The sequence below is a fragment of the Methylobacterium sp. AC315 genome, assembly GCF_979253755.1.
In genome coordinates this window covers 82030-102347 of sequence record NZ_CEEDEA010000011.1, presented here as the reverse complement: position 1 = coordinate 102347, position 20318 = coordinate 82030, and the positions used below count along the sequence as shown (strand labels likewise).

General features: G+C 72.4%; 20 protein-coding genes and 1 riboswitch. Of the genes, 7 read left to right on the top strand and 13 right to left on the bottom strand.

The window, feature by feature from the left end:
- Positions 1-229 precede the first annotated feature (229 nt).
- The gene (gene rho / locus AC0IY0_RS18625) at positions 230-1600 is read right to left on the bottom strand and encodes a transcription termination factor Rho (protein ID WP_147909083.1); all 1371 of its coding nucleotides are present in this window, start codon (positions 1598-1600) and stop codon (positions 230-232) included.
- 682 nt (positions 1601-2282) lie between these two features.
- On the opposite strand from rho, the gene AC0IY0_RS18620 reads away from it, so the two are divergent.
- The 5 genes from AC0IY0_RS18620 (at position 2283) to hisG (ending at position 7247) form a co-directional block, all read left to right on the top strand.
- A complete protein-coding gene (locus tag AC0IY0_RS18620; RefSeq protein WP_147909084.1) occupies positions 2283-2786 on the top strand; it encodes a DUF3429 domain-containing protein in 504 nt (167 codons plus the stop codon).
- 268 nt (positions 2787-3054) lie between these two features.
- Positions 3055-4599 (top strand): histidine--tRNA ligase, encoded by a 1545-nt coding sequence (hisS, locus tag AC0IY0_RS18615; protein ID WP_147939258.1) that lies wholly within the window; start codon positions 3055-3057, stop codon positions 4597-4599.
- Positions 4600-4754: 155 nt separating this feature from the next.
- Positions 4755-4997 carry a hypothetical protein gene (locus tag AC0IY0_RS18610; protein ID WP_471764939.1) on the top strand — a complete coding sequence of 81 codons (243 nt, stop codon included), beginning with the start codon at positions 4755-4757 and terminating at the stop codon, positions 4995-4997.
- A gap of 118 nt (positions 4998-5115) precedes the next feature.
- On the top strand, positions 5116-6258 hold the full coding sequence (locus AC0IY0_RS18605; RefSeq protein ID WP_147898692.1) for an ATP phosphoribosyltransferase regulatory subunit: 1143 nt from the start codon (positions 5116-5118) through the stop codon (positions 6256-6258).
- Positions 6255-7247, top strand: coding sequence for an ATP phosphoribosyltransferase (hisG, locus tag AC0IY0_RS18600; RefSeq protein ID WP_147909087.1), 993 nt, complete (start codon positions 6255-6257; stop codon positions 7245-7247). The genes AC0IY0_RS18605 and hisG overlap by 4 nt, the downstream gene beginning before the upstream one ends.
- A 267-nt stretch (positions 7248-7514) precedes the next feature.
- Here hisG and AC0IY0_RS18595 read toward each other — a convergent pair whose 3' ends face one another.
- The 3 genes from AC0IY0_RS18595 to AC0IY0_RS18585 all read right to left on the bottom strand — a co-directional run bounded on the left by AC0IY0_RS18595 (position 7515) and on the right by AC0IY0_RS18585 (position 9529).
- Positions 7515-7859 (bottom strand): lysozyme inhibitor LprI family protein, encoded by a 345-nt coding sequence (locus AC0IY0_RS18595; protein ID WP_147909088.1) that lies wholly within the window; start codon positions 7857-7859, stop codon positions 7515-7517.
- Positions 7860-7934: 75 nt separating this feature from the next.
- Positions 7935-8366, bottom strand: a complete 432-nt coding sequence (gene hemJ / locus AC0IY0_RS18590) for a protoporphyrinogen oxidase HemJ (RefSeq protein ID WP_419828696.1) — start codon at positions 8364-8366, stop codon at positions 7935-7937.
- Between the two features lie 5 nt (positions 8367-8371).
- On the bottom strand, positions 8372-9529 hold the full coding sequence (locus AC0IY0_RS18585; RefSeq protein ID WP_147909090.1) for a uroporphyrinogen decarboxylase: 1158 nt from the start codon (positions 9527-9529) through the stop codon (positions 8372-8374).
- A gap of 453 nt (positions 9530-9982) precedes the next feature.
- Here AC0IY0_RS18585 and AC0IY0_RS18580 point away from each other — a divergent pair, with 453 nt between their 5' ends.
- Positions 9983-10813 (top strand): pyruvate, water dikinase regulatory protein, encoded by an 831-nt coding sequence (locus tag AC0IY0_RS18580; RefSeq protein ID WP_147909091.1) that lies wholly within the window; start codon positions 9983-9985, stop codon positions 10811-10813.
- A gap of 122 nt (positions 10814-10935) precedes the next feature.
- Here the strand turns inward: AC0IY0_RS18580 and crcB are convergent, their stop codons facing one another.
- From crcB to AC0IY0_RS18535, 9 genes are all read right to left on the bottom strand, one after another.
- The gene (gene crcB / locus AC0IY0_RS18575; protein ID WP_147856154.1) at positions 10936-11325 is read right to left on the bottom strand and encodes a fluoride efflux transporter CrcB; all 390 of its coding nucleotides are present in this window, start codon (positions 11323-11325) and stop codon (positions 10936-10938) included.
- Positions 11326-11414: 89 nt separating this feature from the next.
- A riboswitch (Fluoride riboswitch) is annotated at positions 11415-11488 on the bottom strand.
- A 62-nt stretch (positions 11489-11550) separates the two neighbouring features.
- Positions 11551-12060 carry a hypothetical protein gene (locus AC0IY0_RS18570; RefSeq protein ID WP_147909093.1) on the bottom strand — a complete coding sequence of 170 codons (510 nt, stop codon included), beginning with the start codon at positions 12058-12060 and terminating at the stop codon, positions 11551-11553.
- Between the two features lie 172 nt (positions 12061-12232).
- Positions 12233-13651 carry a hypothetical protein gene (locus AC0IY0_RS18565; protein ID WP_471764936.1) on the bottom strand — a complete coding sequence of 473 codons (1419 nt, stop codon included), beginning with the start codon at positions 13649-13651 and terminating at the stop codon, positions 12233-12235.
- A complete protein-coding gene (locus AC0IY0_RS18560) occupies positions 13645-14565 on the bottom strand; it encodes a tetratricopeptide repeat protein (protein ID WP_147909095.1) in 921 nt (306 codons plus the stop codon). The genes AC0IY0_RS18565 and AC0IY0_RS18560 overlap by 7 nt, the downstream gene beginning before the upstream one ends.
- On the bottom strand, positions 14565-15494 hold the full coding sequence (locus AC0IY0_RS18555) for a VWA domain-containing protein (RefSeq protein WP_147939251.1): 930 nt from the start codon (positions 15492-15494) through the stop codon (positions 14565-14567). Before AC0IY0_RS18555 ends, AC0IY0_RS18560 begins: the two co-directional genes overlap by 1 nt.
- Positions 15495-15660: 166 nt before the next feature.
- The gene (locus AC0IY0_RS18550) at positions 15661-16701 is read right to left on the bottom strand and encodes a VWA domain-containing protein (protein ID WP_471764935.1); all 1041 of its coding nucleotides are present in this window, start codon (positions 16699-16701) and stop codon (positions 15661-15663) included.
- Positions 16698-17162, bottom strand: a complete 465-nt coding sequence (locus AC0IY0_RS18545) for a DUF4381 family protein (RefSeq protein ID WP_471764934.1) — start codon at positions 17160-17162, stop codon at positions 16698-16700. The genes AC0IY0_RS18550 and AC0IY0_RS18545 overlap by 4 nt, the downstream gene beginning before the upstream one ends.
- A gap of 105 nt (positions 17163-17267) precedes the next feature.
- A complete protein-coding gene (locus tag AC0IY0_RS18540; RefSeq protein ID WP_419829972.1) occupies positions 17268-18125 on the bottom strand; it encodes a DUF58 domain-containing protein in 858 nt (285 codons plus the stop codon).
- A 128-nt stretch (positions 18126-18253) separates the two neighbouring features.
- Positions 18254-19255 carry an AAA family ATPase gene (locus AC0IY0_RS18535; RefSeq protein ID WP_419828700.1) on the bottom strand — a complete coding sequence of 334 codons (1002 nt, stop codon included), beginning with the start codon at positions 19253-19255 and terminating at the stop codon, positions 18254-18256.
- A 327-nt stretch (positions 19256-19582) separates the two neighbouring features.
- On the opposite strand from AC0IY0_RS18535, the gene AC0IY0_RS18530 reads away from it, so the two are divergent.
- Positions 19583-20293, top strand: a complete 711-nt coding sequence (locus AC0IY0_RS18530) for an MgtC/SapB family protein (RefSeq protein WP_147857001.1) — start codon at positions 19583-19585, stop codon at positions 20291-20293.
- The last annotated feature ends 25 nt before the right edge of the window (positions 20294-20318 follow it).

The window sequence follows — 20318 nt, the reverse complement described above, 5'->3', positions numbered from 1 at the left end:
CGCGCCAGTGTCACGGATCGCGCTTGCGAAGCAAGGCTGCGACGAGCCCCGCCGCCGGGATGAACCGGCCGGCGGGGCTGTCGCGGAGCCGATACGCAACCTGGCTCCCAGGGCCGACCATGGCAGCGGCCGGTTAGGAGAAGGTCAACGCCGACCTTTCGTTTCCAAAGGGCCGAGCCCTTTGGTGGGATTCAGGGCCGGAGCCCTCGAGACAGGGTCCGGGACCCGATCAGGTGTTCATCGAGTCGAAGAAGTCGCCGTTGCTCTTGGTCTGGCGCAGCTTGTCCATGAGGAACTCGATCGCGTCGGTGACGCCCATCGGGTTCAGGATGCGGCGCAGCACGTAGGTCTTCTTGAGGGCGTCCGGCGGGACCAGCAGCTCCTCCTTGCGGGTGCCGGAGCGGGTGATGTCGATCGCCGGGAAGATGCGCTTGTCCGAGACCTTGCGGTCCAGGATGATCTCCGAGTTGCCGGTGCCCTTGAACTCCTCGAAGATCACCTCGTCCATGCGCGAGCCGGTGTCGATCAGCGCGGTGGCGATGATCGAGAGCGAGCCGCCCTCCTCGATGTTGCGGGCGGCACCGAAGAAGCGCTTGGGCCGCTGCAGGGCGTTGGCGTCGACGCCGCCGGTCAGCACCTTGCCGGAGGACGGCACCACGGTGTTGTAGGCGCGGCCGAGCCGGGTGATCGAGTCGAGCAGGATGACGACGTCGCGGCCGTGCTCCACCAGGCGCTTGGCCTTCTCGATCACCATCTCGGCGACCTGCACGTGGCGGGTGGCCGGCTCGTCGAAGGTCGAGGCGATGACCTCGCCCTTCACCGAGCGGATCATGTCGGTGACCTCCTCGGGGCGCTCGTCGATGAGCAGCACGATGAGGTAGCATTCCGGGTGGTTGAGGGTGATCGACTGCGCGATGTTCTGCATCAGCACGGTCTTGCCGGTGCGCGGCGGCGCCACGATCAGGGCGCGCTGGCCCTTTCCGATCGGCGCGACGATGTCGATGATCCGGGGCGAGAAATCCTTCTTGGTCGGATTCTCGAGCTCCAGCTTGAACCGCTTGGTCGGGAACAGCGGCGTCAGGTTGTCGAAGTGGACCTTGTGCTTGATCTTCTCCGGGTTCTCGAAGTTGATCGTGTTGACCTTCAGGAGCGCGAAGTAGCGCTCGCCGTCCTTGGGGCCGCGGATCGGGCCCTCGACGGTGTCGCCGGTGCGCAGGCCGAAGCGCCGGATCTGGGTCGGCGAGATGTAGATGTCGTCCGGGCCCGGCAGGTAGTTCGAGTCGTTCGAGCGCAGGAAGCCGAAGCCGTCCTGCAGCACCTCGACGGTGCCGGCGCCGATGATCTCGACCTCCTTGGCAGCGAGCTGCTTCAGGATGGCGAACATCAGCTCCTGCTTGCGCATGGTCGAGGCGTTCTCGACCTCGACCTCCTCGGCGAACGCAATCAGGTCGGTCGGCGTCTTGGCCTTGAGATCGAACAGCTTGACCTCGCGCACGCCCTCGAGGGCGGCGACGGTCCCCGGGGTGGCGGGCGCGTCGGCCGCATCCGCGGTCTCGGGATCGGCCAGGGGGTCGGCGAAGGCGTCGGGATGTGGCGTCATGGGGTGTCTTGCAACCGACGAAGAAGGTGGGAGGGCCGGTTCTGCGCCAAGCAACCCGGGGGACGGGCGCCGGAGAGCGGGCCGCGCTGGAACAGCGAGGGGCCCGAAGATCGTCTTGGCTGGACCGTGTACGGCAGGACCCTCGCGGCTCACGGGCGCGCTGCGGCGCTGACCTTGTGATGAGGGCAGAGCAAAAGTAACGCGTTTTTCCACTGCACTCAAGGGGCTGATGGATCGGGGTTGGTCCGGGGCGCGCGAGATCGGTGACGACGGGCCCGCCTCGCCGCGGGACGGGGCTGCTGCACCCGCGCCGCTCTCCCCCGCAGGAACCACCGGATTCACGTCGCCCCGGATGCGGCGCGGCGCTGAAGCCCGGAGCGTCGTTCCGACCGGTGGCCTCCGGCTTTGGGAAAAAGACACTCTTGCTCGAGGTTAGAGCGCATCGCGCCGGTTCCGGTACCCGGCACGATGCGCTGGACCGTCGTCGTTCGGGAGGCCGGATACCGATGGCCCGAACCCACCCGCCACGATCAGTTGAACACCGCCTCCGCACGCCGGACCTCGCGAAACCGGCACGGCGGCGCTAATGCGCTCTGCACGGAACCGCGTTCCCGTGGGGCCGTTCCCCGTCCCGGCGCCGCAGCGCAGCAAACCGTCAACCCGAGAGCCCGGCCCCACAGACATGCGCGACGACGCTACCGGACGCACCATCACCGCGCACGAGCCGCGCCGGATCCCGTGGCTCGACCTCGTCTTCGGCTTCGGCCCGATGGTGCCGATCGCGGTCGGCGCCGCCGCGACCTGGTGGCTGAACGGCCAACCCCTCGATTACCTCGTGGCCCTGTTCACCCTGCTGTACGCCGCCTCGATCCTGCTGTTCCTGGCCGGCGTCCACCGGGGCGTCAGCTTCCGCACCGAGGGCGGCCCGCATCTCGCGCAGATCGTGACGATGCTGATCCTGTACGGGCTCGGCCTGTTCAGCCTGTTCTCGGCCGTGATGGGCAAGGCGGTGCCGGCGCTGGCCATGCTGATCCTGGGCTACGCCGCGATCGGGATCCTGGATCCGATCGCGGCGCGCGCCGGGCAGGTGCCGCTCGCCCATGCCCGCCTGCGCCCCCTGCAGATGCCGATCGCCGTCATCAGCCTGGCGGTCCTGCTCTGGATCAAGCTGACGGCGCCGTACTGAATTCTTCAACGGTTTGACGGGCGTTCCCACCCGCCCCCTCACCCGGGCGTGGCGACGCGCAGGAGCGCCCTCGAAGGCGGGAGCCGGCGGCCATCTTTCGGAACGATGCTCCAGGGCGGCGCGGCACGAGCGGCCGAGCGAGCCGGCCGGAAACCGAATTCCCCTTTCGCCCGTCATGCTCTAGAGCCCGGCCCCAGGATCCCCGCCGCGCCGGGGACGACTCACACCGGACCCGGGCTCCGGGTCCGCGGGAAGCGAACGCGTTCACATGTCCAAGCCCGAAACCGCGAAGGCCGAGAGCCGGGCCGAAATCCTGAAACCCCGCCTGCCCCGCGGCTTCGTCGACCGCCGCGCCGACGAGATCGCCGCGCAGGGGCGGATGCTGGAGACGATCCGCAAGAGCTTCGAGCTCTACGGCTTCGAGGCCCTGGAAACGCCGTTCGTCGAGTACACCGAGGCGCTGGGCAAATTCCTGCCCGACCTCGACCGGCCGAATGCCGGCGTGTTCTCGTTCCAGGACGACGACGAGGCCTGGCTCAGCCTGCGCTACGACCTGACCGCGCCGCTGGCCCGGTTCGTGGCCGAGAACTACGACGCGCTGCCGAAACCCTACCGCAGCTACCGCGCCGGCTTCGTGTTCCGCAACGAGAAGCCGGGCCCCGGCCGCTTCCGCCAGTTCATGCAGTTCGACGCCGACATCGTCGGCGCCGGCAGCGTCGCGGCCGATGCCGAGACCTGCATGCTGATGGCCGACACGCTGGACCGGCTCGGGCTCGGCGGCCAGTACGTGGTCAAGGTCAACAACCGCAAGGTGCTCGACGGCGTCATGGAGGCGATCGGGCTCGCCGGCCCCGACAAGGCTGGCCAGCGCCTGACCGTCCTGCGGGCGATCGACAAGCTCGACCGGCTCGGCGTCGACGGCGTGCGCGACCTCCTGGGCGCGGGCCGCAAGGACGAGAGCGGCGACTTCACCAAGGGCGCGGGCCTCGACGCCGATGCGGTGTCCCGGATCCTGGCCTACGTGTCGTTCCAGGCCGATGCCGGCGACGGCGCCGACCGGATGGCCTTCTGGGAGAAGTTCTTCGCCGGCTGGCACGAGGCGGTGGGCGGGTCCGAGACCGGCCGCGAGGGCATCGCCGAATTGCACGCGATCATGCGGCTCTGCGCCGCCGCCGGTTACGGCCACGACGTGATCCGCGCCGATCCGAGCGTGGTGCGCGGGCTCGAATACTACACCGGCCCCGTCTACGAGGCCGAGCTGACCTTCCCGGTCACCAACGAGGACGGCCAGACCGTGCGCTTCGGCTCGGTGGCCGGCGGCGGCCGCTACGACGGCCTGGTCGGGCGGTTCCGGGCCGAGCCGGTGCCGGCCACCGGCTTCTCCATCGGCGTCTCGCGGCTGTTCTCGGCGTTGCAGCTGGTGAAGAGCCCGCTGCTCGCCGGCACCGAGACCCCCGGCCCGGTGGTGGTGCTGGTCCTCGACCGCGAGAACATGGCCGATTACCAGCGGCTGGTCGCGCTGCTGCGGGCCGACGGCATCCGGGCCGAGCTCTATCTCGGCTCCGCCGGCATGAAGGCGCAGATGAAGTATGCCGACCGGCGCCGCGCCCCGGCGGCGATCATCCAGGGCTCGAACGAGCGCCTGGCCGGCGAGGTCCAGATCAAGGATCTGATCGAGGGTGCGCGGGCGGCCGAGAGCATCGGCAGCAACGCCGAGTGGAAGGCCGCGCGCCCGGCGCAGGTCTCCTGCCCCGAGGCCGACATGGTGGCGCAGGTCCGCGCCGTGCTGGCCCGGCACTTTCCGGCCGTTTAGGGCCGTTCCCCGGTTCAGCGCGCCCACTTGCGCCGAACCGGTATGCGCGTCGACGGCGCGCGCTGAGGCTGGTCCGCTCGCGGCATCGAACGCGGCGGGTCGGGCCGCGTTGTCCCCGGTCGGACCCGCGACGGGACCGGCTGGGAGACCCGGGGATGCTGGCCAAGACCCTGATCCTGTCGGCCGCGCTGATGCTCGCCGCGCCGGCCTCGGCCTGGGCGGGCCGCTCGGTGCCCGACCGGCTGCCGAGCGCCACCGCGGTCGCCACCCCGGGGACCGGCAGCGCTCCGGTGCTCAGCGCCGGGATCGCGGGTGCCCCCGCCATGGCCACGCTGACCCGCCGCAAGTCCGGACGACGCCCGCGGGGCGCCCGGCTCGGCAGCGCCCGGCCGCTCTGAGGAAACGCACCCCGCCCCGTCCGGGCAGGCCTGCGTACACCGTCGCGCCGGTCGGGTGCGCGTGCGTGTCGCCAAGCGCGATTGCGGTTGCTACAGAGCGCCCGCGAGGATGGACACCATGACACGACCGGAGGCCGGTGAGACGGGGGCGGGCGACGCGGCGCGGACGCGCCTGCTCGCGCATCTGAGTGCGGCCGGCTACCACCCGGTGACGCCGCCGGTTCTGCAGCCGGTGGAGCCGTTCCTGGAACTGTCCGGCGAGGACATCCGCCGGCGCATCTTCGTCACCCAGGACGCGGCCGGGACCGAGCTGTGCCTGCGGCCGGAATTCACGATCCCCGTCTGCCGCCTGCACCGGGCCCAGGCCGATGGCCGGGCGGCCGATTACAGCTATTGCGGCCCGGTCTTCCGGTTGGCCGCCGACGAGCCGGACGAGTTCTTCCAGGCCGGCATCGAATCGATTGGCCGCACCGACACCCCGGCCGCCGATGCCGAGGTGCTGGGGCTGGCGCTCGAAGGCCTCGCGCTGTTCGGCCGGACCGACCCCGCGGTGCGGCTCGGCGATATGGGTCTGACCGTGGCTCTGCTCGACGGGCTGGCGGTGCCGCCGGCGGCCAAGCGCCGGACCCTGCGGGCGCTCGCCGCCGGGCGATCCCTCGACGACGTCACCAATGGCGGCGAGGGCGCCCGGCCCGAGGATCCCCATGCCGGCCTGCTCGCCGCGATCCAGGGCCAGGACCCGCGGGGCGTGCGCGCCTTCGTGGAGGACGTGCTCGCCATCGCGGGCATCTCGGCGGTGGGTGGGCGCAGCGCCGGCGAGATCGCCGAGCGTTTCCTCGGCAAGGCGGCCGCGCAGGCCAATGGCGGGGCCGGGCTCAACCCCGAGAACCGCGCCGTGCTCGACCGCTACCGGGCCATCGCCGGCCATCCGGACGCCGCCGCCCGCGACCTGCGGGCGCTGGTCGCCGATGCGGGCCTGCGCCACGACGCGCTCTCGGCCGCCCTCGACCTGTTCGAGGAGCGTACCGGCTTCATCGCGGCGCGCGGCCTGCCGATCGAGCGGTTCCGCTTCCAGGGCGGCTTCGCCCGCAACCTCGACTACTACACCGGCTTCATCTTCGAGGTGAACGAGGGCGACGGCCCGATGCTGGTCGGCGGCGGCCGCTACGACGGCCTGCTCGGGCATCTCGGCAGCCCGGCGCCCCTGCCCGCGGTGGGCTGCACCTTCTGGGTCGAGCGCGTGGCGGGAGCCGGCCGATGACCCCCTCGGAACCGGGCGCCATGCCGCTGATCCTCGCCGTCCCGTCCAAGGGACGCCTCCAGGAGAACGCCAGCGCGTTCTTCGGCCGCGCCGGCCTGCGGCTCGCCCAGGGTGCCGGCGCCCGCGACTACCGCGGCAAGCTCGTCGGCGTGCCGGGGGTCGAGGTCCGCTACCTCTCGGCCTCGGAGATCGCGGCGCAGCTCGCATCAGGCGCCGCCCATCTCGGGGTGACCGGCGAAGACCTGATCCGCGAGACCCTGCCGGACGTGCGCGGCCAGGTCGAACTCCTGACCCCGCTCGGCTTCGGCAACGCCACCGTGGTGGTGGCGGTGCCCCAGGCCTGGATCGACGTGCGGGCGATGTCCGACCTCGACGAGGTCGCGGCGCTGATGCGCACCCGCCACGGCCGCCGCCTGCGGGTTGCGACCAAGTACGTGAACCTGACCCGCCGGTTCTTCGCCGAGAAGGGCGTGGCCGATTACCGGATCGTCGAGAGCCTGGGGGCCACCGAGGGTGCGCCGGCCGCCGGCTCCGCCGAGATCGTGGTCGACATCACCACCACGGGCGCGACGCTCAGCGCCAACGCCCTGAAGGTGCTGGACGACGGCATCATCCTGCGCTCCGAGGCCAACCTGGTCGCCTCGCTGAAGGCGCCCTGGGGCGAGGACCAGCGGACGGCTTTGCGCACCGTGCTCGGCCGCATCGCCGCCGAGGAGCGCGCCCGCACCACCCGGGAGGTCCGGGCGGCCCTGCCGGAGAGCGGCGCGATCGACCTCGCCACGATCGCGGGCCTGCACGAGGCCGAATTGCCCTACGGTGCCCCGCGCGGAGGCGACGGCGAGATCGTGATGCGCTGCCCCGAGGGCGCGGTGTTCGCGCTCGCGGGCGCCCTGGTCGAGGCCGGCGCCCGGGCCGTGACGGTCCGGCGGGTCGACTACGCCTTCGCGGCCGAGAACCCGCTGGCGGAGCGGCTGCTGGCCCGGCTCTAGAACGCCCTCCATGGTGCCGACCGGCTCGCGGACGTCCTGACTCTCGCCTGCACCGGCCGTGTCTCCCGCTCGGCGGCGGATCACCCCGCCGAGCGACCGCAAAACCGACCCTCCACCCCGACGCCGGAGAGGATTTTCCCGCCCGCGGACGAGACCCTGGGTCGGGCGGCGATGAGTTCACGCACGCGCATGAACGCCGGGATCGATCGGCCCTGCGGTGCGAGGATCGTCAAACCGGCGACACAACGTCTGCTGCGGCCCCTGCTTCTATTGCGGTCCCTGCTTGGCGAATTCCGCCAGCACTCCGCGCAGCACCTTCAACCGGGTCTCGTAGAGGCCGCGCAGGCAGGCGAGGTCGGCGCCGCAGGCGTGGCGCTCCTTGAGCCAGTCTTCCTGGTCGTCGCGCAGCTTGGTCTGGCCGCCCATCGGCAGGACGTCCTTCAGGATGGCGAACCGGGTCGCCATCTCGACATCCATGTCGTTGAGCGGGAGATGCCCGCAGATCGCCCTCTCGTCGGGGGTCTCGGCCTTGTCGCAGGCGAAGCTCGCGGCCCGGGCGGGGGCGGCGGCGAGGAGCGCCATCGGCAGCAGGAGGGCGAAAAGCTTGGTCATGGCCCCCAACGGCCCGGCCGGTGAAAGGCTCCGGCCCCGACGGCGCAACGGACCCCGGATCACAGGATCCCGGGATCAGAAGCCCGGCTTGACCACCGCCAGGATGACGATGCCGATCAGCAGGAGGGTCGGCACCTCGTTGAGCACCCGGTAGAACCTGTGCCCGCGGGTGTTCCGGTCGGCGGCGAAATCCTTGACCATCCGGCCGAGCCAGCCGTGGATGCCCGACATCGCCAGCACCAGCACAAACTTCGCCTGAAGCCAGGGGCTCGCGTAGAAGCCGCTCATCCAGGCCAGCACCAGCCCGAACGCCCAGGTGGCGATCAGGGCCGGGTTCATGATCGCCTTGAGCAGGCGCCGCTCCATCACCTTGAAGGTCGCGGATTGCGCCTCCGAGCCCGGCGGCAGGCTCGCGTGGTAGACGAACAGCCGGGGCAGGTAGAGCATGCCCGCCATCCAGGCGATCAGGCTGATGACGTGCCCGGCCTTGATCCAGTCGTACAGCACGGGCTCTACCGGCGCAGCCGCGCGAGCATGCGCTCGACATGGGCGACCGGCGTCTGCGGGGTGATGCCGTGGCCGAGGTTGAAGATGTGCGGCAGGCCGGCGGTGGCCTCCAGCACCGCGTCGACCCCGGCATCGAGGGCGTCGCCGCCGGCGATCAGCGTATCGGGATGCAGGTTGCCCTGGGTCACCATCGTGGCCGGCACGTGCCGGCGCAGGGCCTTCAGGTCCACCGCCCAATCCACGCCCACGGCGTCGGCGCCGGTCTCCGGCACCACCCGGGCATGGCCATCGAGGCCCGAGCCGCGGGCGAACACGATGATCTTGGCGTGCGGGACCCGTGCACGGACGCCCGCGATCATCCGGGCGATCGGACGGAGCGACCAGCGGGTCAGGGCGTCCACGGCCGCGTCGTCCGGCAGGGCGCTCTCGGTCACGTCGCCGACCGGCTCGACGATATTCTCGGAGGCCGGCACGGCGCGCGGCAGGGTGCCGGCATGGGATTCGAAGATCTGCACCGCGTCGGCGCCGGCCTCGAGCTGGCGGACGAGATACTCGGTCTGCACCGTCACGAGGCGGTCGATCAGGGTGTCGACCAAGGCGGTGTCGCCCTCGGCCAGCGCCCGGGCGGGGGCGAGGTCCGGGGTGCCGCGCCCGCCGATCATGTAGCTCGCCACCGTCCAGGGCGCGCCGCAGAAGCCGAGCAGGGTGGTCTCGCCGGGCAGTTCGGCACGCAGCCGCCTCACCGTCTCGAAGACCGGGGCTAGGTGCGAAAAAATCGCCGGATCGCCGGCCTCGCGCAGCCGCCCGAAGGCGTCGCGGCCGTCCAGGGGATCGAGGCGCGGGCCCTCGCCCTCGACGAAGCGCACGTCCTGGCCCAGCGCGTGGGGGACGACCAGGATGTCCGAGAACAGGATCGCCGCGTCGAAGCCGAACCGGCGGATCGGCTGCAGGGTCACCTCGACGGCGAAGTCCGGGCTGTAGCAGAGGTCGAGGAAGGACCCGGCCTCGGCCCGGCTCGCCCGGTATTCCGGCAGGTAGCGGCCGGCCTGGCGCATCATCCAGGCGGGGGGCGGCCCGATCGCCTCGCCCTCGAGGACGCGCAGCACCGCCCGCTCGGACTTGCCTCCGGACCCGCGCTCCGTCCCCGTCATCGTCGCTCCCATTCCGTCCCCGTCATTCCGCATGCCCGTCAGCGGCCGTCCTGTCGAGTCGAGGCGCGCCGGATCCCCACACAGGCCCCTCTCGAAAAGAAAAGAGAGATTCTAGGACTCTGTTTTTTCTATTGGGGGGCCTCAACACGATGGTGCAATCGGATCCACAGGCCGTCCCCGCCGCCGCGCCGTTAACGAGGCTTTAAAGGATTCGCTCCATGTTGCGAGAACGGCCAAGTCCAACAGCGGCTTGCGAACGCCGAGTCCGGTACGCGCCCCTGTTGCGTCCCGGATTCTCCCAGGCGCCCGGATTCCGCGCGCCTCGACGGCGTACCTGTGAACGGCGGAGTCGATAAGGCGCGGCCCCTTCGCCCTGGACCTGCCCGAAGCCGCATCCTATCCACACTCATCGACTCCCTGGCGGCCGGCAGTGGATAACGCCCCCGGCGAGACGAAGGCGACCCGATGGGCCGGAGCTACTTCCACCTTCACCTCGTGTCCGACTCCACCGGTGAGACGCTGATCAACGTCGGCCGGGCGGCGGCCGCGCAGTACGAGGGCGTCTCGGCGATCGAGCACGTCTATCCGCTGGTGCGCTCGGCGGCGCAGCTCGACCGGGTGATCTCGGAGATCCGGGCGGCGCCGGGCCTGGTGCTCTACACCCTGGTGGGCGGCGACCTGGGCGAGCGGCTCGAAGAGGTCGCCCGCGAGACCAGCTCCCCCTGCCTGTCGGTGCTGCGGCCGGTCCACGACCTGCTGCGCGCCTATCTCGGGGCCGAGACCACGGCCCGGCCGGGCGCCCAGCACATGCTCAACGCGGAGTATTTCAAGCGCATCGACGCGATGAACTTCACGCTGGCCCACGACGACGGCAACCTGCCGGAGGACCTGGAGGATGCCGACGTGATCCTGCTTGGGGTCAGCCGGACCTCGAAGACACCGACCTCGATCTACCTCGCCAACCGCGGGCTCAAGACCACGAACCTGCCGCTGGTGCCCGGCATGCCGCTGCCGCCGGCGATCGAGCGGGCGCGCAAGCCCCTGGTGGTCGGCCTGTTCGCCTCGCCCGAGCGGATCGTGCAGATTCGCCAGAACCGACTGTCGAGCCTCAACGCCGACGAATCCTCGATGTATGTCGACCGCTCGGCGGTGGCCGACGAGATCACCATGTCGCGCCGGCTGTTCACCAAGAACCGCTGGCCGACCATCGACGTGACCCGTCGCTCGATCGAGGAGACCGCCGCGGCGATCGTCGACCTCTACCGCGACCACCGCCTGAAGTTCATCGCCGACTGAGGCAAGTCCGCGGTTCCGAAGGGCTCAGCCCTTTGGCGGGGATTGGGGCGCAGCCCCGGGATACCAGAGCTCTGCCCTGGACCCGGAAAAAGGTCGTAGACCTTTCGAAACCATGACCATTTTCAGCCACCGCTGAGAACCGTCCGCATCAGGGCGATGCCGGCCAGCAGGCCGAGCAGACCGGCCGCCACCGAGACCGTCACGTAGAGGGCCGCGGCGGCCAGATGGCCGCGCTCGTATAGGCTGATCGCGTCCAGCGAGAAGGTCGAGAAGGTGGTGAAGCCGCCCAGCACCCCGGTGGTCAGGAACAGCCGCGCCGGGTGTCCGGCCGCCCCGCGCAGGGCGAAGCTCTCGGCCAGCACGCCCATCAGGAACGAGCCGAGCACGTTGATGACGATCGTGGCGAGGGGAAACCCGAAGCCCGGCAGCAGCCGGGCGACCGCGACGTTGACCCCGTGGCGGGCCCCGCCGCCGAGCCCGGCCCCGAGGATGACGATGAGGGTGTTGATCATGCCGGCCCTTCCTCTTCGGTCGGGCGGTGCCGTCACGTCCGCTTCGCGGCGTCGGGCGCACGGCCCCACCGCGGACGTCCGGAGCCGCCCGTGCGGTAGGAGCCATCAGCCCGGCCTGGCGACGGCCGGGCGGTTATCGGGGAGCCCCATCCCCATCCCGGGCAGGATTAGCCGAGGACGGGGCCGAGGGGAATCCGGCTCCCCGCCGCACGATCAGCGGTCGCGTTACTGCACGGCGGCGAAGTGGCTGCGCTGCTCGATCTGGGCCGCGTAGAAATCCTCGACGACCTCGCGGACCACCTCGGCCAGGTCGGTCCCGCGGTGCTCGTCCAGGTGGATGTCGCTTCCGACGCTGCGGCCGAGGGCGGCGCCGGTCGCGCCCGGGACCAGGCGCTCGTTGTAGCGCTGATTGAGGCCCGAGACCGAGATGGTGTTGCTGCCGCCGAGCTCGGGGCCGTACTTGATCTTGATCTTCTGCTCGGTGTCGGTCCCGCGCAGCTTGGCGCACAGGCTGATGAAGTTGTCCTGGTCGATCTTGGCCTCGAGGCCGGTGATGCTGCCGTGGACGTTGTCCTCCTCGTTGAGCACTTCGGCCATCAGGCTCAGGACGCCGACCACCGGCTCGAGGGCGCGATTGCCCTCCTCCAGCAGCTTCCGGCGGAAGTCGTTGCTGCGGGCGTCGGCATCCTGCAGCCGGGCGCGGAACCGGTCCTTGACGTCGTTGGCGCGTGTCATGGCGTCCTCCCTGTTGTTTCGAATCAAGTCTTTGTTGTTGGGATAGCAAAGACTACGAAGCGAAATCAGGTCCCGCAAGACGGTGCAAAACATTGATGCGTGCTCAGAACTTGAGCCGTTGCACAAGAAGCGTACCTGCCTGGACGCTATGCAGGGGCCGCCGAAGCCCGGATCAGGCCGCCGGCCCGTCGAGCGGGGCCAACCGGTCCGGACCGGGCGCGCCCGCCGAGAATTCGGGCCGCGACAGCGCCCGGGCCAGGGCCGGCAGGTCCGGGACGGGGGCGCCCGCGGTGCCGAACACCGCCCGGTCGAGGGCGGCGAGCCGCGCCGCGAGATCGGGCCGGGCCTGCCAGGTCCGGGCGAGTTCCGGCGACTCCCGGCGGGCGGCCTCCAGGGCTGCGCGGAACCCGGTCGGATTGCCCGCGCGGGCGGCCCGGTTCAGGGCCCGGCGGGCGGTACCGGACAGGCGCAGGCGCGGCCGGCCCGCGCCGTACCCGATCAGGGCCAGCCCCAGGCCGAAGGCCGCGAGCGCCGCGGCGGCCGCGACCAGCGGGGACGGCACCGGGGGCGGCGCCCGGTCGCCCTCCCGGTCGGGCAGGCCGCCGCCGATCTGCCGGGCCGGGATCTCGGCCTCGCGCATGGTGCGGGTGTTGGTGTCGAACCACGGGATCGCGATGGCGTCGAGGGGGATCACCTCGGGCACGCCGGGCCGCACGTCCCACTGGTAGGTCGCCCGGGCCACCGGCCCGGAGGGCGTCAGCAGGGTCTCGCGGGTGACCGGGCCGGCGAAGGTGAGGATGCCCCGGGTGCGCATCACCGGCCGGGGCGGCAGGCCCTCGGCGACCATGCCCTGGACCTCCAAGGTGACGATCCGCCGGGTGGTCTCGCCGAGCTTCACGGTCTCGGGGTCCGGGCTCCAGGAATCGGTGACCGCCACGTCGCGGGCGGGCAGCCACCAGGGTTCCTTGACGTCCGGGCCGCCTCCGGCGGCGGTCCAGGCCGCCACCGGGAACGGGATCGGCTTCGAGCGCACCTCGACGATCCGCCGCTCTCCGAAGTCGTTGACCGTCAGCTTATGGGTGAAGGGCTCGAGGATGAAGTCGCCCGCGTGGTGCGGGAACACCGCCACGGTGCGGTCGAACGCGATGGCGCTCTGGCCGTCCGGAAGCTTTGTCTTGCTCCAATGGTCGCGGCCGAGCTGCGTCCAGGAGAAGTTGGCGAGGGTGGGCTGGACGACCTCCTCCAGCAGGATCGGCTGCTTGTAGACCCCATGGATCTTCAACAGCACCATCTCGCGGGCGAAGGGCGGGCTGTTGCCGTTGAACTCCGCGGTGACCGTGAGGGTCAGGTCGCCGGGCTCGATCTCGGCCTGCGCCGAGACGGGGGCGAGGAGCGCGAGCGCCAGGAGCAGGAGGCGGCTCTGTCGCTTCCGGCTGCCGGCTGCTGCACGCTCGCATCGCGTTGCGCAGGCCACGACGAGCTCCCTCTTCCGTACGGGAGGGGGGACCCGCTCCGCATCCGGTAACGTGGCCATCCGGCAGCCCGCCAGGGGAGCCAGACGCGGGCGGAAAAAGTCCCAAAACACTACCACGGGTTGCTCCCGGCCGGGATGGCGGTGCCGGCTTCGACCCGGCGGGTCTGCTCGGCGCGCAGGCGCAGCTTGAGGAAGCGGCCGGGATCGTCCGGCAGGGTCTGGAGCCAGAGCCGGTCGGGGCGGATCTCGTGGGCCTCGAAGCTCTTGGTCACCCGGCGGACCTCGCGCTCGGGCGCCTCCGCGACCATGGCCGCACCGCCGCCGGTGCGGCCGCGCCCGGCCGCGTCGCCGGCCGAGCCCCGGGCCTGGCCCTTGCCGGCGTCGATCGATTGCTGCTCGGCCTTGCCGCGGCGGGCGACCTTGCTGTTGCCGGGCAGGGACGCGCTGGCGTTGGATTCCTTGTTGCCGGCCAGGCCCTCGCCGCTGGAGGCGGCGTTGATGTCGTTGTTCTGGTCCTGGTTGGCGGTGTTGTTGTAGCGGGCGCCGTATTGCGCGGTGCCGTTGGCGATGCCGCCGCCGGGGCCGCGGTCGATCACCTCGGCGACCATCCGGGCGACCAGGGAGCGGTTGGCCTGCGCGTCGGCGTCGCGCGGGTCGAAGCGCAGGGCCTCGTCGTAGGCGGCGAGCGCGCCCTCGAAATCGCCCGCTCGCGCCAGGGCGTTGCCGAGGTTGTAGCGGGCCCGTTTTCCGCCGTTGCGGAACAGCGCGATCGCCTCGCCGTAGCGGCCGGCCTGGTACAGGGCGGCGGCGCGCCAGGCCGGATCGACGATCAGGTCGGCGGCGAGCCCGGGCAGGCCGAGCGCCATCAGCAGCCGCCCGAACCCGGTGCGGGGCTGCGAGACGGCGAGCAGAGCCACGAGCCCGAGGCCGGCCAGCGCCAGCCCGGCCATCCGGGCGAACCGCCGCCAGCCCGGGGGAAGGCCGGCGCGGATCGGGACTGCGAGACCGGTCCTGGACAAGAACCGCTCCATCACGCGCTCCTGCGGAACAGGACCAGGGCCGGCAGGGCTGCGAGCAGCAGCAGCCAGCGGCCGAGATCCGCGTAGGCGAGCACGCCGTAGCCACCGGCCGCGAGGTGCTGGGCGGTCCCCGCCCCGACCGCGTCGAGCACCGGGCCGGGCTCGGTGATGTCGGCGACGCGCCCGCCGCCGGCCCGGACCAGTGCGTCGAGGGCGGCCCGGTCGGGCTTCGGGGCACCCGGCGGCAGCGGCTTGTCGGCGGGGACGAACAGGGCCTGGAGGCGCCAGCCGCGATCGGCCAGAGCGCGGGCTTCCCGGTTGGCGGCCTCGCCGATGCCGTCGCCGTCGCTGATCAGCACCACGTCGGCCGCGACGACGTCGGCCTCCGCCAGCGTCCGGCGGGCCAGCGCCAGCCCGCGCTCGGGATGGCTGCCCCGGTCCGGCACGGTGTCGGCATCGAGGGCGAACAGGGTCGTGCCGAAGCTGTCCCGATCGGTGGTCGGCGAGGCGGCGAGATAGGCGTCGCCGGCATAGACGACGAGCGACACGGCCCGGGTGCCGGCGGCCTCGGCGATCGCGGCGGCGGCCTGGCGGACGCCCTGGAGGTTCCCACCCTCGGTGACCGAGCGGGAGAGGTCCAGGACGATCACGGTCGCGTCGAGATTGCGGAAGGTCGCCGTATCGGCGCGCTCCACCGCGGGGCCGGTCAGCGCCAGCGCGATCGCCCCGGCGGCCAGGGCGGCGGCCCGGTTCGCCTGCCGCCGTCCGCCGAGCACGGCTCCGGCGCGGGCGAGATGGGCCATGAGGGCCGGATCGACCGCCCGCCCCCAATCGCCGAGCGGCGCCGCCCGCCAGGCGGCGCGGAGCGCCAGCAGCGCCACGACCGGGATCGCCAGGAACCACCAGGGGCGCAGGAACGCGAAGGCGTCGAGGGCGCTCATGCGGGCTGTCCTGCCGCCCACATCCTCATCCTGAGGTGCCGAAGCGCAGCGGAGGCCTCGAAGGAGGTTTCCAGGGATCGTGCGGCTGGCTGGAGCCCTCCTTCGAGGCCGCCGACGCGGCACCTCAGGCAGAGGGTGTGGGTTGGGGAGGCCGTATTCGGACGCATCATACCCCCCTCCGGGTCGCCAGCAGGGCCGCGGCGGCGGCGAGCGCCAGGGCCGCCGGCCAGGGCCAAAAATCCCGGCGCAGCGGCAGGGGGGGCGCGAGGGCGCGGCCGCCCTCCAGCCGGTCGATCGCGTCGGCGACCCGGACGAGATCCTCGGTGGTGCGGACCCGGAACGCTTCGCCGCCGCTGGCCTGGGCCATGTCGCGCAGGGTCTCGGTGTCGACCACGTCCTGCTCGCCGTCGGCATCGGCCATGTCCCGGGGGCCGAGCGCGATCGTGTAGACCCGGATGCCGAGCTCCTTGGCCAGGGCGGCCACGTCCTTGGGGGCGGTCTGGCCGGCATTGTTGGCGCCGTCCGAGAGCAGGATCACGGCCTTCGCGGAGGGCGCCGCGGAGGGCGCCGCCAGGCCGTCGGCACGCGGCCCGGGGTCCTTCGGGTCGAGCCGGCGCAGGGCCAGTCCGAGGCCGTCGCCGATGCCGGTGGAACGGCCGCTGATGCCGATGGTCGCCTCGTCGAGGGCGCGGGCGACCGCCGCGGTGTCGAAGCTCGGGGCGGCGGCGACGTAGGCCTGGTCGGCGAAGATCACGAGGCCGATCCGGTCCCCGGCCCGGCGCCGGATGAAGTCGGTGCCGACGCGCTTGACCGCGGTGAGCCGGTTCACGGTCTCGCCGTCCAGCGTGAAATCGCGGCGCTCCATCGAGCCGGACAGGTCCATGGCGATCATGATCTCACGGCCGGAAGCCGGCAGGGCCGCGGCCGGCATCACCAGGCGGGGCCCGGAGAGCGCCACCACCAGGGCGGCCCAGAGGGTCCAGACCAGGGCGGCCCGGCGGCGGCCGCGGGCGGCGAGGTCGGCGCCGGAGCGGGCGGTGCCGACCAGGGTCCCGGGCACCAGCAGGGCGCCGCTGCCGCCCTCCGTCTCGGCCGGGAGCAGGCGGGCGGCCAGCAACGGTAGCGGCAAGGCGAGCAGGATCCAGGGCACCGCGAGGTCGAAGGCCGAGAGCTGCGCCGTGAGCCAGGCGGGGAGGAGGCCGCTCATGTCCGCAACCGTCCGATCAGGTGTACCAGCTCGGCGTCGAGCCCGTCGAGGTCGGGTTCCTGGCGCCGGTACAGCCCGTCGGCCAGGACCCGGCCGGATCCGCGCGTGAAGAAGTCGGTGGCCAGGAGCGTGTCGAGGCGGGCGGCCCAGGCCGCGCCAGTCTCCCGGGCGGCGGCGTCCCCCGCGAGCGTCCGGGCGAGGCGGCGCAGCAGGCGCGCCTGCGCCACGAGACGGGAAGCCGGATCGAGGCCGCGGGTGCCGGCGAGCTCGGCGAGCGCCGCCCGGCGCAGGCTCGCCCGGGCCCGTCCGCGCAGGTAGCGGACGAGCCCGACCAGCAGGGCGGCGAGGAAGCCCAAGGCCGCCGCCGCGACGACCTCCCCCTGCACCGCCCCGGCGGCGCCCCCCGGCAGGTGCAGGCCGCGGAGCTGGTCGAGGCTCGGGGCGATCTCGACGGGGTTCATAGCGCCGGGCCCGGATGTGGGAGACGCGGCGACGCGGCAGGGTTTCGTCTGCGCCTCGTCTCGGTCCGCAAGCCGGCACCCATCTGCCGGGAAGAGCCCCGAGCCTCACAGCACCGCATCGAGGCGCTCCATCAGCGGCGCGTAGGCCTCCGGGCCGGCCTCGACGTCGAGGCGCACCCCCGCGATGCCCCGGCGGGCATAATCGGCCAGCCGCGCCTCGGCGGTCTCACCCGGCAGCGCCGTCGGGAGCGCGGTGCCGCGCCGGCCATCCGCCAACGCGAAGGGATAGAAGCCCGGCGGGCGGGCGCGCTCGAAGGCGTCGCTCACCAGGATCAGCCGGATCGCGACCCGCTCGGCCAGCAGGGTCAGCGTCTCGTCGAAGCCCGGGCCGGGGGCGTCGAGGGCGCTGGCGACGACCAGGTGTCCGCCGGCGGGCAGCAGGCTGCGGGCGAGCCCGAGGGTCGGCTCCAGGGGTGCGTCGGACCCGGCGGCGCCGGCCGCCGCGAGGGCGTCCGCATGCGCCTGGGCCAGGGCGCCGGTCACCGCGATCATGGCGCGCTCGCCGCCGGCCGGGCGCAGCACCGTCTGCCCCCCCGAGGCCGCCACCGCGAGGCCGACCCGGCCGCCATCGGCCGCCACCCGCCAGCCGAGCAGCGCCAGGGCCTCGGCGGCGGCCACCGAGCGCAGGGCCCGGCGGGTGCCGAACAGCATCGAGGGCCGGAAATCGGCGAGCAGCACCACGGCGCGGTCGCGCTCGTCGTGATGGGTGCGCACGTGCAGCTGCCCGGTGCGCGCGGTGGCGTTGCGGTCGATGAACCGGCGGTCGTCGCCCTCGGACCAGAGCCGCACGTCCTCCGGCTCGGAACCGCGCCCGCGCCGCTTGGTGACGATGCCGCCGGGCAGGCCGGCGAGCGTCCGGGTCGCCGGCGCCGCGCCCCGCCGGGCCAAGTGGCGCAGGCCCATCAGGGCCTCACCCGAGAGATGGACGCCATTTTCTCGGGACTCGGCCATGCGGACGGAACCCACACCTGTCCCGTCCCCGTTTGCGGGGGACGGGCTCGGGCGCCGCGCGTTCAGAAACCCGAACACCCTCAGAGCGCCCGGACCCGCTGCACCAGCTCGCCGACCAGGCCGCGGGCGGTCTTGCCTTCGGCGGCCGCGCGCCAGGTCAGGCCGATGCGGTGGGAGAGCGCGTCCCGGGCGAGTTCGGTGACGTCCTCCGGGGTGACGTGGTCCCGGCCGCGCAGCCAGGCCCGGGCCTTGCCCGCCATCATCAGCGCGAGCGTGCCGCGCGGCGAGGCCGGGTGCTCGATCATCGCCCGCAGGTCCGGCGCCGCCGCATCGGTGCGGGTCGCCGCCACCAGGCGGACCAGGTAATCCTTGAGCGCCGGCGACACGTAGGTGGCCAGAGCCGCCTCCCGGGCGGCGCGCACGTCGGCCAGCGCCAGGCGCACCGGCATGGCCTCGACATGGTGGGTCATCTCGCCCTCCACGAGGTCGAGGATCGCCCGCTCGGTGGCCTCGTCGGGCATCTCGACCACGACGTGCAGCAGGAAGCGGTCGAGCTGCGCCTCCGGAAGCGGGAAGGTGCCGGCATGCTCGATCGGGTTCTGGGTCGCCACGACCATGAACGGGTCGGCGAGCGGGTGGGTCTGCCCGGAGACCGTGATCTGCCCCTCGGCCATCGCCTCGAGCAGGGCCGACTGCACCTTGGGCGGCGCCCGGTTGACCTCGTCCACCAGCACGAGGGCGTGGAACAGGGGTCCCTGCAGGAACTCGAAGCTGCCGCTGTCCTGGCGCCAGACGGTGGTGCCGGTGAGGTCGGCCGGCATCAGGTCCGGGGTGCACTGGATGCGTGCGAACGAGCCGTCGAGCCCGTCGGCCAGCCGCTTGACCGCGCGGGTCTTGGCGAGGCCCGGCGCGCCCTCGATCAGGAGGTGGCCGCCGGTGAGCAGACCGATCAGCAGGCGCTCGACCAGGCCGGCGCTGCCGATCAGGCCGCGTTCCAACCCGTCGCGCAGGGCCAGGACCCGCCCGTGCAGGGCCGCGTCCGGTTCGGCCCCGGGACGGCGTTCGGCGAGGGCGTCACTCATGCGAAGAACGCTCGGGCGCGGAGAAATACACCCGCCACGGGGGCCGTGTCCTGCATCCTGCACGTCTCCTCGGCCCGGGTCCCGTATTCATGAGGGATCCTCAGGTTGAGGCCGGTGTGCCCGCTGCCCGGTGGGGCCGTCAATCCCGGCCGGTTCCGCCCCCGGTCCGTGCCGAGCGTCATCCCGGGGGCCGGTTACCGGATTCCGGGAAAAGGTGATGCAAAACCAAGGGCCTGGTGCGCCGTCCCGGTTCCGCTATCCCGGACGGCGCGCCGAGCCGGCCATGATGTCACGGTTTCGTCACCTCTCGCCTCGCAAGAGACCGCCATGACCAGCTACGCCGCCATCCCCGAGGAATTCAAATCCGCCATCGGCCTGATCGTCGCCTTCGTGCTCGGCACGGCGATCGGGGCCGAGCGGCAGTACCGGCAGCGCACCGCCGGCCTGCGCACCGCGGTGCTGGTGGCGATCGGCGCCTCGGCCTTCGTCGATCTCGGCATGCGGCTGACCGGCCCGGACGGCGGGGTCCGCACGGTGGCCTACGTGATCTCCGGCATCGGCTTCCTGGGCGCCGGCGTGATCATGAAGGAGGGGATGAACGTGCGCGGCCTCAACACGGCCGCCACCCTGTGGTGCTCCGCCGCCGTGGGGGCGTTCTGCGGCGCCGACCTGCCGCTGGAGGCGGTGTTCGTCACCGTCACGGTGCTGACCTGCAACACGGCGCTCCGGCCCCTGGTGAACGCCATCAACCGCGCCCCGATCCGCGAATCCTCCACCGAGGCGACCTACGAGGTCCAGGTGACCACCGCGCCCGGCGAGGCCGGTCCCGCCCAGGACCTGCTGGTCGAGCGCCTGGAGGCGGCGAACTATCCGGTCAGCAACGTCGAGGTCGAGGAGCGCGGCGGGGGCGCGGTCGACGTGGTCGCGACGCTGACGGCCAGCGCCGTCAAGGCGAGCGAGCTGGATGCGGTCACGGCCGATCTCGCCAAGGCGCCGGGCATCCGCCACGCCACCTGGTCGGTCCAGACCGCCGATTGATGGTCGGGGACTTTGCGTCGCGCGG